This is a genomic window from Pseudomonas sp. SZ40, from assembly GCF_052958135.1.
The window spans coordinates 34,779-51,488 of the sequence record NZ_JBQWIF010000005.1 but is presented as its reverse complement, the minus strand read 5'-3'; the positions used below and the strand labels follow the sequence as shown (position 1 = coordinate 51,488).

The window sequence follows — 16,710 nt, the reverse complement described above, 5'->3', positions numbered from 1 at the left end:
CGGATAGTGCGAGATTTGTGGCCGCTGCCTGTGCAGCGGCTTTTGTATTTTCTGAAATAACGAAGTGGAGAGCCGAATGGTTCCCGTAATTGCCCTGGTGGGTCGGCCGAACGTCGGCAAATCCACCTTGTTCAACCGCCTGACCCGCACCCGCGACGCGATCGTCGGTGACCTTTCGGGTCTGACCCGCGACCGCCAGTACGGCGAGGCCAAATGGCAGGGGCGTACCTATATCGTGATCGACACCGGTGGTATCTCCGGTGACGAAGAAGGCATCGATGCGAAGATGGCCGAGCAGTCCCTGCAGGCCATCGAAGAAGCCGACGCCGTGCTGTTCCTGGTCGACGCCCGTGCCGGGCTGTCCGCCTCCGACCAGATGATTGGCGAGCACCTGCGCAAGCGCAACAAGCGCAGCTTCCTGGTGGTCAACAAGGTCGACAACCTCGACCCGGATCTGGCCCGCGCCGAATTCGCCCCGCTGGGCATGGGCGAGGCTCTGGCCATCGCCGGTGCCCATGGCCGTGGCATCACCCAGATGCTCGAAGCGGCACTGGGCAGCTTTCCCAAGGATGCTGGCGAGCCTGAAGAAGGCGAAGAAGAGGAAGTGGTTGCCGAAGGCGAGGAAGCCAAGCGCATTCCCGGGCCGAGCGAGAAGGACGGCATCAAGCTGGCCATCATCGGTCGCCCCAACGTCGGCAAGTCGACCCTGGTCAACCGCATGCTCGGTGAAGACCGGGTCATCGTCTACGATCAGGCCGGCACCACCCGTGACAGCATCTACATCCCCTTCGAGCGGGACGACGAGAAGTACACCCTGATCGACACCGCCGGCGTGCGCCGCCGCGGCAAGATCTTCGAGGCGGTGGAAAAGTTCTCGGTGGTCAAGACGCTGCAGGCGATCCAGGATTCCAACGTCGTGGTGTTCGTCATGGATGCCCGCGAAGGCGTGGTCGATCACGACCTCAACCTGCTCGGTTTCGTGCTCGAGAGTGGTCGTGCCCTGGTCATCGCCCTCAACAAGTGGGACGGCATGGAGCCCAGCGAACGCGACTACGTGAAAACCGAGCTGCAACGCCGGTTGTTCTTCGTCGACTTCGCCGATATCCACTTCATCTCGGCGCTGCATGGCACCGGTGTTGGCCATCTGTACAAGTCGGTACAGGCCTCGTTCCAGTCGGCGATCACCCGCTGGCCGACCAACCGCCTGACGCAGATCCTCGAAGACGCCGTGCGTGAGCATGCGCCGCCCATGGTCAACAACCGTCGCATCAAGCTGCGCTACGCCCACCTGGGTGGTGCCAACCCGCCGCTGATCGTGATTCACGGCAACCAGGTCGATGCGGTACCCAAGTCCTATATCCGCTATCTGGAAAATACCTATCGGCGGGTGCTCAAGCTGGTCGGCACGCCGATCCGCATCGAGTTCAAGGGCGGCGAGAACCCGTACGAGGGCAACAAGAACACCCTCACCGATCGCCAGGTGAACAAGAAGCGTCGTTTGATGAGCCACCACAAGAAGGCCGACAAGAAGCGCAAGGACAAGCGCTGATCGGTGTTCTGGCTGAAAGCGGGTAGCGACCCGCAGTAACTCAGCCGGTCGCTCCACAGGAAAAGGGATAGCTACAAGCGTAGCTATCCCTTTTTCGTTTCAGGCGCAGGCGATCAGGTTGGCCTGTGAAGTCACTCGACACGCCGACTGCCACGCAGGCGCCACAGCAGCGCCTGGCGGGCATGCGCGACGCGTGGCTGACGCAGCGCGCTGGGCGTCCACAACAGGTGGTACTCGCGGCTCGCATGGCCGACCGGCGCAGGTATCTCCCGCAGCTCTCCGCGCTCGATAGCGGCCTTGCACAGGTAGGCCGGCAATGTGCTCCATCCAAACCCGTCGATCAACAGCGTGCGTAGAGTACGCAGATCCTGGCCGACCATTGCAGGGATGGCCGACTCCATTTCTATCTTGTTGATGGCCAGCCACGAATCGATCAGGGGTAATTCCAGGCTGTAGGCCAGTACGGGCTCGGCTTGCAGCGCACGGTGAAAATCCTTCGCTGTCGTCAAACGCTGCACCACGGCGGGGGCTGCCACGGCGATAACGTCATCGGTGTACAGCAATTCATTGCGCAGGCGGCTGTCGTTCGGTGCCGACGCCGCCACGCCCAGGTCGCAGTTGCCCTCCAGCAGCATGCGGCAGATCAGCTCGTGATCGCCGTGCTGCATGCGGATACGGATGCCTTCTTCCAGCAGCGGTTTGAGCTGTCGGGAAACCACCTCGGCGAGGAAGTCGGCATGGCCAATGATCTGCAGCGCGCCAGCCAGTTCTATCGAGCGGGCGCGTGCCGAGGCCAGTGCGGCCTCCGCGGAGTCCAGCTTGTCGCCGATGTCGGCCGCCAGTTCCCGTGCTGCAGACGTCGGCTCCACGCCGCGCGCCTGGCGCTCGAACAGGCTCCTGCCAATGGCCGTTTCGAGGCCCGAGATATGCTGTGAAACCGCTGGCTGGGTGAGGTTCAGCGTGCGCGCCGCGCCACTGATCGAGCGCTGGCGGTAAACCTCGATGAAGGTCCTCAGGCGAAGCAGAGACATGGCTCATCCATAAAAATATTTATGTGTCGGGTAAAATACCTTGTCTACTCCTGCCTGGGCCAGCTCCCTAACATGGCGTCATTGTTTACCGACGACATCGAGGAGAAGGGCGATGAACGACCAGCTCAATACACAAGACCTGCAGGCCATTCTGCGCAGCATGAAGCGCGCGCACCTGAACGCAGGGCCTGCCGATGCGCAGCTCCGTCAGGATCGACTGCAACGCAGCGCCAAGCTGATTCGCGACAACCATCAGGCGATCAGCGATGCGATGAGTGCGGATTTCGGCAACCGCAGCATCTACCAGTCGATGGTTGCCGATCTGGTCACCACCATCAAAATGCTCGAACACTCGGCCGCACACGTAGAGCAGTGGATGCAGCCCGAACAGGTAGAGAGCCCCGGCCCCGGCATGCAGGCCTGGATCGAGCAGCAGCCGCTGGGCGTGGTGGGCATCATCAGCCCCTGGAATTTCCCGATCAACCTGGCCTTCGGCCCGCTGGCCGGTGTGTTCGCGGCGGGTAATACCGCGATGCTCAAGCCGTCCGAGTTGACCCCCCGCACCTCCGAACTGCTCGCCGAACTGGTGGCCCGTTATTTCGACCCGAACGAACTGACCGTGGTGTTGGGCGATGCTGGCGTCGGCCAGGCATTCAGCGCGCTGCCCTTCGATCACCTGATCTTTACCGGCAGCACCGCGGTGGGCAAACACGTGATGCGTGCGGCGGCGGAAAACCTCGTGCCGGTCACGCTGGAGCTGGGTGGCAAGTCACCCGTGGTGGTCGCCGAGGATTTCGACATTCGCACTGCCGTGCAGCGCACGCTGACCATCAAGTCGTTCAATGCCGGGCAAATCTGCCTGTCGCCCGACTACATGATGATCGCGCAGAGCGCACTGGAGCCCCTGGTGCAGGCCAGCAAGGCCTTCGTGGCCGAGAGCTTCCCCAGCCTGATCGGCAACCCCGAATACACCTCGATCATCAACCCGCGTCATTTCGAACGCCTGGCTGGCCTGCTCGAAGATGCCGAGCGCAAGGGCGCCAGGGTGATCAGCCTGGCTCCAGAGGGTGAGCCTTCGCTGGATGTCAGGTCGCGCAAGATCGCGCCGCACCTGGTCCTCGATGTCACCGATGAAATGGCCATCATGCAGGAAGAAATTTTCGGCCCGCTGCTGCCCGTCAAAACTTATGCGCATGTCGATGAGTCCATTGTCTACATCAACGCCAATCCGCGTCCGCTGGCGGCTTACTATTTTGGCGATGATCCGTTGCAGCAGCAGCGCTTCAGCGCGCAAACCACATCAGGAGGCCTGGTGATCAACGATGTCATGACCCACGTCTCGGTGGACAGCTTGCCATTCGGTGGCGTAGGCGCCTCGGGCATGGGCGCTTACCACGGCGTACACGGCTTCCGCCGCTTCACCCACGCCAAGCCCGTGGTGGTGCAGAGCCAGGACGGCGCCTCCAACCTGCGACTGCGTGCGCCGTATGCGGCCAAGGCACAGGCACTCGGCGCTTTTTTGAACGACTAACTCAACTTCCCACCGCTATCAGAAGGTATTCGAAATGAAAGTATTGATGGTGCTGACTTCCCACGATCAGCTCGGCAACACCGGCGAGAAAACCGGCTTCTGGCTCGAAGAGTTCGCGGCCCCGTACTACGTGTTCAAGGATGCCGGCGCTGAGGTGGTGCTCGCTTCACCGGCCGGTGGCCAGCCACCGCTGGACCCGAAAAGCGACCTGCCGGATTTCCAGACCGAGCACACTCACCGCTTCAAGGCCGACCCGGCCGCACAGAAAGCCCTGGCCAATACCGTCAAGCTGGACACCATCCGGGATGCCGACTTCGACACCGTGTTCTACCCAGGCGGCCACGGCCCGCTGTGGGACCTGGCCGAGTCGAAGCTGTCCATCAGCCTGATCGAGGCCTTCGAGCGCGCCGGCAAGCCCATCGGTTTCGTCTGCCACGCCCCAGGTGTGCTGCGTCACGTCAAAGCCGCCGATGGCTCGCCGCTGATCAAGGGCCGCCGCGTCACCGGCTTCACCAACGGTGAAGAGGCTGCAGTGGAGCTGACCGACGTGGTGCCGTTCCTGATCGAAGACGAATTCCAGAAGCTCGGCGGCCTCTACGAAAAAGGCCCGGACTGGGCGCCCTTCGTGATCGAAGACGGCAAGCTGATCACTGGCCAGAACCCTGCCAGTTCGGAAGACGTCGCCAAGGCGCTGCTCGCGCAACTCAAGTAACCGCTGAACGAGGCTGAATCGCCCGTGCAGATGCTGCGCGGGCGATTCAGCCTTTTCCTGTCAGCTCGACGATCGACAAGGACATCCAATGATCACGCTTCACCACCTCAACGCCTCTCGCTCGCTGCGTATCCTCTGGCTACTGGAAGAAATAGGTGAGCCTTACAAGCTGGTTCGCTATCAGCGAAACCCCACCACCCATCTCGCCCCGGACGCGCTCAAGCAGATCCACCCGCTGGGCAAATCCCCGGTCATCGAACTCGATGGGCAACTGCTGAGCGAATCAGGCGCGATCGTCGAATACCTGATCCGCCGCTTCGCGCCCCGCCTGGAGCCGGATTTCAGCTCCCCGGCTTATCTGCACTACCTGCAGTGGCTGCACTTCTCCGAAAGCTCGGCGATGGTGCCGGTACTGCTGAAGATCTTCACCCGCTTCGAGCAGGACGCCGGCACCACCTTGGCGTTCCTCGGCGGCTACACCCAGACCGAGTTCGACAAGGTGCTGGGCTACCTGGATGAGTTTCTCGCCGACAGGCATTTCGTGCTCGGCGAGACGCTGTCCGGTGCCGACTTCATGCTGGCCTTCGTGGCGATCACCGTGGTCGAACAGCTGGCCCTGGGCGAGCGATATCCCCACCTTGCCGCCTACCTGCAGCGCCTGACCGCACTGCCAAGCTGGCAGCGAGCAGTTGCACTGGAAAGCCAGCAGGGCTGAAGCGTCATTCGCCAACGCCGCTGGCGGCTACTTCCGGGTGAGCATGTGGCTGCCAGCCGCCGCCCAGCGCACGGAATGCCGCTATCGCGGCGCGGGCCGACTCCGTCTGCGCCTGCGCCCTCGCGTCGGAAGCCTGAAGCAGCGTCTCGTCGGCATTGAGCACATCGATCAAGCTGGCCGTGCCGTTCTGATAAGCGATGAACGAAGATTGCCGGGCCCGCGTCAGCGATGTCTCTCCTGCCACGAGGGTCGATGCCTGGCTCTCGCGGTTGATCAGGGCGGAGAATGCGTTCTCGACGTCCTCTGTCGCGCGCAGCACGGAGAGGCGATAGCTGGCGAGTGCCTCGGCCTCCTGGCCCTTGGCCTGATCGATCTGGGCATTGATGCGGCCGAAGTCGAAAAGCCTCCAGCGCAACCCCAGCACGCCCGCCGACTGGCTGGCTCCGCTGCTGAACAGGTTGCCGCCCGAGGTGGTAGCGCTGCCGATCAGCGCACCGAGTGAAAACTTGGGGTAGTACTCGCTGATCGCCACGCCGATGCGCGCATTGGCCGCCTCGAGGCGACGCTCGGCGGCGATGAGGTCCGGGCGGCGGCGCAGCAGATCGGCCGGCGAGCCGGTTTCCGAAATCTGCGGTGCCCGAGGAATTGCGCGGGCTGCAGAGAGCTCGTCGCGGTGCGTGCCCGGCGGTGCGCCGAGCACCACATCCAGCGCGTTCATGGCTGCATCCAGCCCGGCACGGAGCACCGGTACGCTGGCCCGAACCTGCGACAGCTCCCCCTCGGTCTGATCGACCTGATACTCGGCGGCCAGGCCTCTGCTGTGCAGCAGGCGAACTTTGTCCAGCAAGTCCTCCTGGGTTTTGACCTGCCGCTCGGCAATCTCCAGGCGGACCTGTAACCCGCGAATGACGGTATAGACATCCGCAGTCTGTGCGGCGATGGCCAATCGGGTGGCGACCACGCCAGCCTCGGATGCCTGGTACTCGGCGACTGCGGCCTCGCGACCACGGCGCAAGCCTCCGAACACATCCAACTCCCAGCTCGCTTCGAGGTTGGCCTCATAGCTATTACCATAGCGGTCATAGCCAGGCGTGGAGTCGAGCACCTGGCCCAGTGGCGTTTCCACCGACTGGTAGGCGCGCGCGGCTTGTCCGTTGACGCTACCGGAGGGCAGCAGCGCCGCATTCGCTGCGCCGAGGCCGGCACGTGCCTGGGAAACACGAGCCTGTGCCTGTGCCATATCCAGGTTCTGCTCCAGTGCCTTGGCGACCAGACTGCTCAGCAGCGGGTCACCGAAGCCTTCCCACCACTGTGCAAAGCTGGCGGGCGTGGCTGCCGGCCGTTGCTCGATGGCGGCCTGGCCGAGATAACGGTCGGCCAGCGGAGCATCCGCTCGTTGGTAGTCCGGACCGACCGCGCAACCTGCGACCAGGCTGGTGCTCACCACGAGCGCAAGAATACGGAAGGGAGGCATGGCGTTTCTCTCAAGCGAGATATAGGGTGTGACCATATTATAGATTGGTCACTTGCTGTCAATCAGCTCACCATGGAGTTAAGCTGCAGGCATGAACGAAAATATGAATACGCCATCCACCCGTGGGCCTTTGGATCACGACGTCCGCGATCAGGTCATCAGTGCGGCGACCAAGCATTTCGGCCACTACGGTTACGAGAAGACCACCGTGTCCGACCTGGCCAAGGCCATTGGTTTTTCCAAGGCCTACATCTACAAATTCTTCGATTCCAAGCAGGCCATCGGCGAGGTGATCTGCTCGAATCGACTGGCCATGATCATGGAGGTCGTCGATGCCGCGATTGCCGATGCGCCGACGGCATCCGAGCGATTCAGGCGTCTGTTCCGCTCCATTTCAGAGGCGGGCAGCGATCTGTTCTTCCATGATCGCAAGCTTTACGACATCGCCGCCGTGGCCTCGCGTGACCAATGGCCCTCGGTCAAAGGCCATGAAGCGCGCATTCGCGGGATCATTCAGCAGATCCTTCTCGACGGTCGCGAGGCCGGCGAATTCGAGCGCAAGACGCCGCTCGACGAGGCCGTCAACGCGATCTATCTGATCATGCGGCCCTACATCAATCCGGCACAGTTGCAGTACAACCTCGACGGGACTCCCGAGGCTGTCGTGCATCTGCCTGCTTTGATATTGCGTAGCCTGGCGCCGTAGATAATTGTTGTGACCATTGACAATATTGGTCACAGGTCAAAGAATGTGGTTCCCGTATTGCTCTTGAGTAATGGAACCCATGCGCCTCAAGCCCGCCACTTTCGTCGTTTGCTTATTGCCTGTCGTCCTGGTGGCGTGCGGCGATTCTTCCGTCAGCAAAGATCCACGCAACAAGCCGCCGCTGATCAGGGCGGCAGCGGTCGAGAACGCGGTCGACGTTTCTCGTTCATTCACCGGTGTGGTGGTCGCTCGCACCCAGAGTGATCTGGGTTTCCGCGTGTCGGGCAAAGTACTCGAGCGCTTGGTCGACACCGGGCAGACGGTCAAACGCGGCCAGCCGTTGATGCGCCTCGACCCTGTCGACCTGCAATTGCAGGCGCGCGCCCAGCAGGAGGCGGTCGCATCCGCCAGTGCAAGAGCCAGGCAGACGGCTGATGACGAGGCCCGTTATCGCGGCCTGGTTGCAGCCGGTGCGGTGTCGGCATCGGCCTACGATCAGATCAAGGCCGCCGCCGATTCCGCGAAGGCGCAGCTCAGCGCGGCGCAAGCTCAGGCGGACGTGGCGCGTAACGCCACGGGCTACGCGGCGCTGCTAGCCGATGCCGATGGCGTGGTGATGGATACCCTGGCCGAGCCCGGCCAGGTGGTCAGTGCCGGGCAACCGGTGGTGCGCCTGGCACGCGCCGGCCAGCGCGAAGCCATCGTGCACCTCCCCGAAACCCTGCGCCCGGTGCCGGGTTCCACGGCCCAGGCCATCCTGTATGGCGACAGCGGCGCTGCCGTTACCGCCAAACTGCGTTTGCTCTCCGAGGCCGCTGATGCCACCACCCGCACCTTCGAAGCCAGGTACGTGCTCGACGGCGCGCTGGCGAACGCGCCGCTCGGTTCGACCATCACCCTGAACATCGCCAGGGAAAGAAACGCCGCTCACGTGCTGCAAGTGCCCATCGCCGCGCTCCATGACCCTGGCAATGGCACCGGCGTGTGGGTCATCGCTGGAGAGCCGGCGAAAGTCTCCTGGCGCCCCGTTGAGGTGCTGGGCATTGGTGATGACGCGGCGCGTATAGCCGGCAAGCTGGACGCGGGCGAGCAGGTCGTAGCGCTGGGCGCGCACCTGCTGCGTGATGGTGAAGAGGTGAGGGTGGCCCAGGCGGCTGGCGCGTCGGTCGCCGGGAGTCAGCCATGAGCGAGGGGCGTTTCAACCTGTCCGCCCTTGCCGTCCGCGAGCGCTCCATCACGCTGTTTCTCATCCTGCTGATCGCAGTGGCCGGCACGCTGGCGTTCTTCCAGCTGGGCAGGGCGGAAGACCCACCCTTTACCGTCAAGCAGATGACCATCATCACCGCCTGGCCGGGCGCCACCGCCCAGGAAATGCAGGATCAGGTCGCCGAGCCGCTGGAAAAGCGCATGCAGGAGCTGCGCTGGTACGACCGCAGTGAAACCTTCACCCGCGCGGGGCTGGTGATCACCATGGTGTCGTTGCTCGACAGCACGCCGCCCTCGGCGGTCCAGGAGGAGTTCTACCAGGCTCGCAAGAAGCTTGGCGATGAAGCCAAGACGCTACCGGCTGGCGTTGTCGGGCCGATGATCAACGATGAATTCTCGGATGTGACCTTCGCGGTGTATGCCCTGAAGGCCAAGGGCGAACCGCAGCGCCAACTGGTGCGTGACGCCGAGTCGCTGCGTCAGCGGCTGTTGCACGTGCCGGGGGTCAAGAAGGTCAACATCATCGGCGAGCAGGCCGAGCGGATTTTCGTCTCCTTCTCCCATGACCGGCTGGCCACCCTGGGCGTAACGCCGCAGGACATCTTTGCCGCCCTCAATACCCAGAACGTACTGACGCCCGCCGGTTCGGTCGAAACCAGCGGGCCGCAGGTGGTGGTGCGCCTGGATGGCGCCTTCGACAAACTGGCGAAGATCCGCGAAACCCCGATTGCCGTGCAGGGCCGTACGCTGAAGCTTTCCGATGTGGCGACGGTGGAGCGCGGCTATGAAGACCCAGCCACCTTTCTGGTTCGCCATGGTGGCGAGCCTGCATTGCTGCTCGGTGTGGTGATGCGCGAAGGCTGGAACGGTCTCGATCTCGGCACGGCGCTCGACGCCGAAACGGCGAGCATCAACGACGCCATGCCGCTGGGCATGACGCTCAGTAAAGTCACCGATCAGGCGGTCAACATCACCTCGTCCGTCGACGAGTTCATGGTCAAGTTCTTTGTCGCGCTGCTGGTGGTCATGCTGGTCTGTTTCATCAGCATGGGCTGGCGTGTGGGCGTCGTGGTCGCCGCTGCCGTGCCGCTGACGCTGGCTATCGTCTTCGTGGTGATGGCCGCCACGGGCAAGAACTTCGACCGCATCACCCTCGGCTCGCTGATTCTCGCCCTGGGCCTGCTGGTGGACGATGCCATCATCGCCATCGAAATGATGGTGGTGAAAATGGAGGAGGGCTACGACCGCTTCAAGGCGTCGGCCTATGCCTGGAGCCACACCGCCGCGCCGATGCTTTCCGGCACCCTGGTAACCGCCATCGGCTTCATGCCCAACGGTTTCGCGCAGTCCACGGCGGGTGAATACACCAGCAACATGTTCTGGATCGTCGGCATCGCGCTGATCGCCTCCTGGGTGGTGGCGGTGGCGTTCACGCCTTATCTGGGCGTGAAGCTGTTGCCGAATATCAAACAGGTCGAAGGTGGCCATGCGGCCATCTACAACACCCGCCACTACAACCGTTTCCGCACGCTGCTGGCGCGCGTCATCGCCCATAAATGGCTGGTGGCAGGTGCGGTCATCGCTTTGTTCGTGGTGGCCGTGCTCGGTATGGGGCTGGTGAAGAAACAGTTCTTTCCAACCTCCGACCGCCCCGAGGTGCTGGTCGAACTGCAGATGCCATACGGCACCTCCATCGAGCAGACCAACGCCACCGCCATCAAGGTCGAGTCATGGCTGCGCGAGCAGGAAGAAGCCAAGATCGTCACCTCCTACATCGGCCAGGGCCCGCCGCGATTCTTCCTGGCCATGGCCCCTGAACTGCCCGATCCGTCGTTCGCCAAGATCGTGGTGCTGACGGATAGCCAGGAGGCCCGCGAAGCCCTCAAGGCGCGCATCCGGGAAGCGGCCTCCGAAGGGCTGGCGCCCGAAGCCAAGGTGCGCGTCACGCAACTGGTATTCGGCCCTTACTCACCATACCCGGTGGCATATCGGGTGATGGGCCCCGACCCCATGCAGTTGCGGCAGATCGCTGCTCGCGTGCAGGACGTGTTGCAGGCCAGCCCGATGATGCGCACGGTGAACGCCGACTGGGGCCCACTGGTACCGACCCTGCATTTTTCGCTGGACCAGGATCGCCTGCAGGCCGTGGGCCTGACCTCCAGCGCAGTCGCGCAACAGCTGCAGTTCTTGCTCACCGGCGTACCGATCACCTCGGTGCGCGAAAACATCCGCTCGGTGCAGGTGGTCGGTCGCGCAGCCGGGGCTATTCGTCTCGATCCCGCGAAGATCGAGGGCTTCACCTTGGTCGGTGCGGCGGGCCAGCGCATTCCGCTCTCGCAGATCGGCGAAGTCGATGTACGCATGGAAGACCCCATCCTGCGCCGTCGTGACCGCACGCCGACCATCACGGTGCGCGGCGACATTGCCGAAGAGCTGCAACCGCCCGACGTCTCCGCGGCGGTCTGGAAAGACCTGCAGCCGATCATCGAGACGTTGCCCGCCGGCTACCGTATCGAAATGGCCGGCTCCATCGAGGAATCGGGCAAGGCCAGCCAGGCGATTCTGCCGCTGCTGCCGATCATGATCGCCCTGACGCTGTTGATCATCATCCTGCAAGTGCGCTCGATCTCGGCCATGGTCATGGTGTTCCTCACCTCGCCGCTGGGGTTGATCGGCGTGGTGCCGGTGCTGCTGCTGTTCCAGCAGCCGTTCGGCATCAATGCCCTGGTTGGCCTGATCGCCCTATCGGGCATCCTGATGCGCAACACGCTGATCCTGATCGGGCAGATCCATCACAACGAAAGCGAGGGGCTCGACCCGTTCAATGCCGTCGTCGAGGCCACGGTACAACGAGCCCGGCCAGTATTGCTGACCGCGCTGGCGGCCATCCTCGCCTTCATTCCGCTCACCCATTCAGTGTTCTGGGGCACGCTGGCGTACACGCTGATCGGCGGGACTTTCGTCGGCACCATCATGACCCTGGTGTTCCTGCCGGCGATGTATTCCATCTGGTTCAAGATTCGCCCCAGCACCGTCACCGCCGAGCGACCTGACGCCGAACGAGGCGGGCGCACAGCGAACACGAGGAGCCTGCAATGATCGATTCGCAAAGACATAAACGCATCGTGGTAACCGGCACCGGTATCGTCGGGCCGCTGGGTTGTGGCGTCGACGAGGTGTGGCGTCGGCTGCTGGCCGGGCGCTCGGGCATTGCCACGCTGCCGACAGCGATCACCGAAGGCACCGGTGTAACCGTGGGCGGGCAAGTGCCGACGCTGGAGGACGATGCCGTTGCCGGGTATCGACCCGAGCTGATCATCCCCGACAAAGAACGCAAGAAGATGGACCGCTTCATCGAGTTCGCCCTCGTCGCCGCGCAGGAAGCGCTGCAACAGGCCGGCTGGCACCCGACCAGCGAAGCAGAGCAGCAGCGAACGGCGACGATCATCGCCTCGGGTGTGGGTGGCTTCGGTGCCATGGCCGAAGCCGTGCGGATTACCGATTCGCGTGGGCCACGCCGGCTCTCGCCGTTCACCGCGCCGTCGTTTCTCGCCAACATGGCGGCGGGGCACGTCTCGATCCGTCACGGTTTCAAAGGCCCGCTCGGCGCGCCAGTTACTGCCTGCGCTGCTGGCGTGCAGGCGATTGGCGATGCGGCCCGGCTGATCCGCAGCGGCGAAGCGGATGTCGCCATCTGTGGCGGCACGGAAGCGGCCATCGACCGTGTGACCCTTGGCTGCTTCGCGGCGGCCCGTGCGCTTTCCACCGGCTTTGCCGAGCGGCCGCAGGAGGCGTCGCGGCCCTTCGACCGAAACCGCGACGGCTTCGTCATGGCCGAAGGCGCCGGGCTGTTGGTGATCGAGTCGCTGGAGCACGCCCTGGCACGCGGCGCCACGCCGCTGGCCGAACTGGTGGGCTACGGCACCAGCGCCGACGCCTACCACCTCACGGCCGGCCCGGAAGATGGCAGCGGCGCCCGCCGCGCCATGCAGCAAGCGCTTGCCCAGGCAGGCCTGAGCGCCGCCGATGTGCAGCACATCAATGCCCACGCCACCTCGACCCAGGTCGGCGACAAGGGCGAACTGGCGGCCATCCGCTCGCTGTTCGGCCATGACTCATCCGTAGCCATCAGCTCGACCAAGTCCGCCACGGGCCATCTGCTGGGCGCGGCTGGCGGTATCGAAGCGATCTTCACGGTGCTGGCGCTGCGTGATCAGGTCGCGCCGCCTACCTTGAACCTGGGCGAGCCCGATGAGCGCGCCGCAGGGCTCGACCTGATCGCGCTGACGGCCCGCAAGATGCCCATCACCCACGCGCTCTCGAATGGCTTCGGGTTTGGCGGCGTCAATGCCAGCGTGCTGTTCCGTCGCTGGGAGGCCACGCCATGAGCGTCGACAGTCAACCGGTAACAATCGATGCCGTAACCACCCGCGAAGGCAGTCCGGCATTGACGGGCAAAATCGTTGCCTTGCTGGCGAGCCTTTCTGCGATCAGCATCCTCTCCACCAACATCATCCTGCCCGCGTTCCCGGACATCGGCCAACAGCTTGGCGTTTCCTCCCGCGAACTAGGGCTGACCCTCTCCAGTTTCTTCATCACCTTCGCATTCGCGCAACTGGTGGTCGGGCCACTGGCCGATCGCTACGGGCGCAAGCGGCTCGTTCTGGGTGGGCTCGCGCTGTTCGTGATCGGCACACTGGTCGCAGGCTTTGCCAACAGCCTCGAGGTGCTGATTGCCGGGCGCGTCATACAAGCGCTCGGGGTATGCGCTGCCGCCGTGCTGGCGCGGGCCATTGCCCGTGATCTGTTCGAAGGCGAAACCCTGGGGCGCGCGTTGTCGCTGACGATGATCGCCACCGCGGCAGCACCCGGATTTTCACCATTGCTCGGCAGCGTGTTGACCACCGCGCTGGGGTGGCGGGCGATCTTCCTGATGGTCGGAGTCGCCGCCGTGGTCATCGCCTTTTTCTACGCCCGCGGCCTTGGCGAAACGCTGCCCCGTGAACGCCGAGTCGCGCTCTCGGCACCGAGCGTGGTGGCCGCTTACGGCAGATTGCTCTGCGACGGCAAATTCATCCTCCCGGCCGCCTCGGTGAGCCTGTTGATGAGCGGCCTGTTCGCCTCCTTCGCAGCCGCACCGGCGATCCTGATGAGCGGGATGGGCCTCTCGTCACTGCAGGCCGGGCTGTACTTCGCCGCTACCGTGTTCGTGGTGTTCGCCGCCGGCATGGCCGCGCCACGCCTGGCTCACCGCTTTGGTAGCCGCACGATCACCACCCTGGGCCTGGCCACCGCATTGGTGGCCGGCAGCCTGCTGCTAATCGGCCCGAACAACCCCGGCTTGGGCTGGTACTCGATCTCGATGGTGATCTTTCTCTGGGGCATGGGCCTCGCCAACCCGCTGGGCACCGCCATCACCATGGGCCCCTTCGGCAAGGAGGCGGGCCTGGCCTCCGCACTGCTCGGCTTCCTGACCATGGGCGCGGCCGCGATCACCACCTGGCTGGTGTCTGTGCTGGAGTTCGCGCCGGTCACTACGCTGGGCGCTACCCAGGTTGCGGTTTGCCTGGTTGCGGTGGTGATGTTCGCGCTGAGTAGTCGAACGGTCAGAGCGTCGAGTTAGGAATTGCTGGACAGGGAACGGGATATGTTCTTTGTGAGTTCGTGAGACTTCGATGGGTTATCGCCACCTTTGAACATTGCCCACAAAAAGCCCTGTAAAAAACAGGGCTTTCATGTTTCTGGCCTGGAGCGGTATAGGGAATCGAACCCTTTCCGGCCTCTCGCTGTGATCCGCAATGCCCGGCTTAACTGGCCTTGCAGCCCAGCCGGTTCAGCATTTTTCCGCTATGCCTTGCAGTGATCTCGACACTTTTTCGACACGCCGTCTGGACAGTTTTCAAGCCTGCCAGTAGCGTCTGGCCATTACGTTGCCTTGGCTGATCGGCTGCGTTGTCGTTTTCCGCCAACCCGGAGTCGCGTTCCTCCGTCTTGTCTTCAAGCGAATCAAGGCTTTACTGCATGACAAGGAACGTTATCCGACATCGCCAAGGTGTGTTATGCGACAGCAATGTCGCCTAATTAATAGTTGGGCGTCTAACACATGAACTCCCGCATCTGGCAGTACGGAAGCCAAACCCAATCCGCTCCTCTTTTGTCGGCAGTGTTTGGGAACAGTGCCTGCCCATGCTGTAAAGACAGTCCGTCGCTCTCGGTCACTGATCGGAAGGATGAATCTGACGGCCGAAGGTATTCCCAGTACATCAAGGTAATGCGTTGCGAGTCTTGCGGCTGGTGGTTTGCGTCAAATGACACCTGGGACAGTTCATGCGGATCGTTACCTAACAGTGCAATTCGAGTTCTTACCGCAACGGGCGCCGCTCTACGCACGTTTTCTTCCGGGCCAGATGAGCAGCAGTTGGCCGCCCTCGAAAGTGAGATTGAAGCGCATCTACTTGGTCGCGGTTCTTCAACCGCATGGGCGGCTCTAGAAGACGTGACCAAGGGCGTGTTCCGCGAATTCGGTTACGATGCCCGAGTGACCGCAAGATCAAAGGATGGGGGCGTTGACGTCATCGTTGATCATAACGATCACGGTGATGTTTACGCCCAGGTCAAACACACCAAGAACAAGGTTGGCGTGCGTGTCCTTCGGGAACTCATTGGAACAATGGCAATCAATGGCGCCACCAATTCTCTGCTTGTGACTACGTCCCATTTCACTCGCGGAGTGACCAAAGAACAAGCCCTCGCGGCGCAGAGAGGCTTTGTGGTTGAACTCGTTGATGGTGGCCGTTTGCTTGCATCGCTAAATCTGGCCTATCGACGTAGCCCGCCTACGATTACCGAAGTGATGGCTGTTGCTAAGCCAACCGTTGAGCTAATCCGTGGTGAGGTCGACATTTGACCGCCAGACGCCCAACCCATCATTCGAGCGGACCTGCGCGAAAAGCCGCGCAGGCCGCTCAATTCAAACGTTAGGAGAGCTCGCATACATGGATGATGATCAGATAAGAGACGCGCTCGGCCTTATTGGCGGAATCGTTGATGAATCAATTAAAGGCATGCCCGATCACATTGCCGCCCCAGTCAGAGCAGTAACAGACTTTAGAAAAACTCTGAATCAAGAGTCTGATCGCGGTTGCGCACTAATGGCTGCAGCCTATTTGGATGAAAGGCTTGGTGATCTATTAAAAAGCCATTTCGTCCGCAACGATAAAGTCATAAATAAGATGTTCGACTTTAACGGGCCATTTGGGACTTTTTCTTCAAGAATAGACTCTGCTTATGCACTCGGTCTTTTGCCGGAAAACGTGCGCAAAGACATTCATTTGGTAAGGAAAATTAGAAACGACTTCGCTCATGTTTCGAAACCAATCACATTTAATGACGAGCCAATTGCATCCCGTTGCAATGAGTTGTATCTCCACGGCAAGGATAATGACTCACGAGCACGCGGTAAATTCACACGATCAATGATGACTGCAGTGGGAATAATCGAAGTTTCAATCTTGCAGATTAAGAAATGCACACCAATGGAAGACCATGACATATCGTTAAATCAAAAAGGGATTGACTCTCTGAGGAATTTCTTAAAAGAAAATGGGCTTCAAGAGCTAGTCGAACTTGTGCGGTAGTCTCCTAACTACTGGTTCAAACCGTTCGCTTCGCTCACTGGGACGGGCTAAAGCCCGCCCCTTAACCAAACGTTAATATTCGAGCTGCTTCACTCGCACTTGGCTCCATGTGCTCGGGCATACCAGCGGAAAAGGGGACAGATTTATTT

13 protein-coding genes are annotated in these 16,710 nt (G+C 62.1%); 11 read left to right on the top strand and 2 right to left on the bottom strand.

Annotated features, from left to right (window positions below):
* Window positions 1-76 precede the first annotated feature (76 nt).
* On the top strand, window positions 77-1,549 hold the full coding sequence (der, locus tag ACT9T4_RS06290; protein WP_042555305.1) for a ribosome biogenesis GTPase Der: 1,473 nt from the start codon (window positions 77-79) through the stop codon (window positions 1,547-1,549).
* A 131-nt stretch (window positions 1,550-1,680) separates the two neighbouring features.
* Here der and ACT9T4_RS06285 read toward each other — a convergent pair whose 3' ends face one another.
* Window positions 1,681-2,580: a LysR family transcriptional regulator gene (locus ACT9T4_RS06285; RefSeq protein ID WP_499116113.1), complete on the bottom strand. Its 900-nt coding sequence runs from the start codon at window positions 2,578-2,580 to the stop codon at window positions 1,681-1,683.
* Between the two features lie 40 nt (window positions 2,581-2,620).
* Between ACT9T4_RS06285 and ACT9T4_RS06280 the strand changes: the two genes are divergently transcribed.
* From ACT9T4_RS06280 to ACT9T4_RS06270, 3 genes are all read left to right on the top strand, one after another.
* Complete coding sequence (locus tag ACT9T4_RS06280; RefSeq protein WP_499116111.1) at window positions 2,621-4,111, top strand: coniferyl aldehyde dehydrogenase; 1,491 nt, start codon at window positions 2,621-2,623, stop codon at window positions 4,109-4,111.
* 34 nt (window positions 4,112-4,145) lie between these two features.
* Complete coding sequence (locus tag ACT9T4_RS06275; RefSeq protein WP_042555308.1) at window positions 4,146-4,823, top strand: type 1 glutamine amidotransferase domain-containing protein; 678 nt, start codon at window positions 4,146-4,148, stop codon at window positions 4,821-4,823.
* Between the two features lie 88 nt (window positions 4,824-4,911).
* Complete coding sequence (locus tag ACT9T4_RS06270; protein WP_499116110.1) at window positions 4,912-5,538, top strand: glutathione S-transferase family protein; 627 nt, start codon at window positions 4,912-4,914, stop codon at window positions 5,536-5,538.
* A 4-nt stretch (window positions 5,539-5,542) separates the two neighbouring features.
* Here the strand turns inward: ACT9T4_RS06270 and ACT9T4_RS06265 are convergent, their stop codons facing one another.
* Window positions 5,543-7,012, bottom strand: a complete 1,470-nt coding sequence (locus ACT9T4_RS06265; RefSeq protein ID WP_042555310.1) for an efflux transporter outer membrane subunit — start codon at window positions 7,010-7,012, stop codon at window positions 5,543-5,545.
* A gap of 91 nt (window positions 7,013-7,103) precedes the next feature.
* Between ACT9T4_RS06265 and ACT9T4_RS06260 the strand changes: the two genes are divergently transcribed.
* The 7 genes from ACT9T4_RS06260 to ACT9T4_RS06230 all read left to right on the top strand — a co-directional run bounded on the left by ACT9T4_RS06260 (window position 7,104) and on the right by ACT9T4_RS06230 (window position 16,561).
* Window positions 7,104-7,718, top strand: coding sequence for a TetR/AcrR family transcriptional regulator (locus ACT9T4_RS06260; RefSeq protein ID WP_042555311.1), 615 nt, complete (start codon window positions 7,104-7,106; stop codon window positions 7,716-7,718).
* Between the two features lie 79 nt (window positions 7,719-7,797).
* Window positions 7,798-8,904: an efflux RND transporter periplasmic adaptor subunit gene (locus ACT9T4_RS06255; protein ID WP_042555361.1), complete on the top strand. Its 1,107-nt coding sequence runs from the start codon at window positions 7,798-7,800 to the stop codon at window positions 8,902-8,904.
* Window positions 8,901-12,023, top strand: coding sequence for an efflux RND transporter permease subunit (locus ACT9T4_RS06250; RefSeq protein WP_499116107.1), 3,123 nt, complete (start codon window positions 8,901-8,903; stop codon window positions 12,021-12,023). The genes ACT9T4_RS06255 and ACT9T4_RS06250 overlap by 4 nt, the downstream gene beginning before the upstream one ends.
* Window positions 12,020-13,312, top strand: coding sequence for a beta-ketoacyl-ACP synthase II (gene fabF / locus ACT9T4_RS06245; RefSeq protein ID WP_499116105.1), 1,293 nt, complete (start codon window positions 12,020-12,022; stop codon window positions 13,310-13,312). Before ACT9T4_RS06250 ends, fabF begins: the two co-directional genes overlap by 4 nt.
* The gene (locus ACT9T4_RS06240) at window positions 13,309-14,547 is read left to right on the top strand and encodes a multidrug effflux MFS transporter (RefSeq protein ID WP_499116104.1); all 1,239 of its coding nucleotides are present in this window, start codon (window positions 13,309-13,311) and stop codon (window positions 14,545-14,547) included. Before fabF ends, ACT9T4_RS06240 begins: the two co-directional genes overlap by 4 nt.
* Before the next feature lie 795 nt (window positions 14,548-15,342).
* Entirely contained in the window at window positions 15,343-15,831 is a 489-nt protein-coding gene (locus ACT9T4_RS06235; RefSeq protein ID WP_499116102.1) for a restriction endonuclease, read from the top strand.
* 88 nt (window positions 15,832-15,919) lie between these two features.
* Window positions 15,920-16,561 (top strand): MltR family transcriptional regulator, encoded by a 642-nt coding sequence (locus ACT9T4_RS06230; RefSeq protein ID WP_052493834.1) that lies wholly within the window; start codon window positions 15,920-15,922, stop codon window positions 16,559-16,561.
* Window positions 16,562-16,710 lie beyond the last annotated feature (149 nt).